Origin of the sequence: Alicyclobacillus fructus (genome assembly GCF_017329605.1) — a bacterium.
GTDB classification, from domain to species: Bacteria; Bacillota; Bacilli; order Alicyclobacillales; family Alicyclobacillaceae; genus Alicyclobacillus; species Alicyclobacillus fructus.
On sequence record NZ_JAFMTY010000111.1, the window covers coordinates 1 to 274 of the forward strand.

The following is a 274-nucleotide window of genomic DNA, read 5'->3' on the forward strand; positions in this document are numbered from 1 at the left end:
CGTTAATGAAGAATAAGGTTTTTGAGCCGACTACAAGACAGTGGGTGTATGGTATTGCTGTATCTGTGTTCGGCCTGCTTTCGGTGTACGGATTCATTGAGGCCAACCAATTGGCCGCATGGCTAGCGCTCGCCAGCGCAGTATGCGGACTCGCTTTCCTCAATACGCCTAGCAAGCTGGAAAAAGAATTGTCGGAAACAACGGACGCCAGACGTGCAAAGGATGGGGAAGAATGAGCACGACTAATGTTTACGGTAGTGTACGCGCTTGGCCT

1 protein-coding gene is annotated in these 274 nt (G+C 50.7%); it reads left to right on the forward strand.

Translation table 11 applies throughout. The annotated features are described in order from the left end of the window. A partial coding sequence (locus J3481_RS14530; RefSeq protein WP_206882537.1) for a hypothetical protein occupies positions 1–236 on the forward strand: 236 nt, incomplete at its 5' end. Positions 237–274 lie beyond the last annotated feature (38 nt).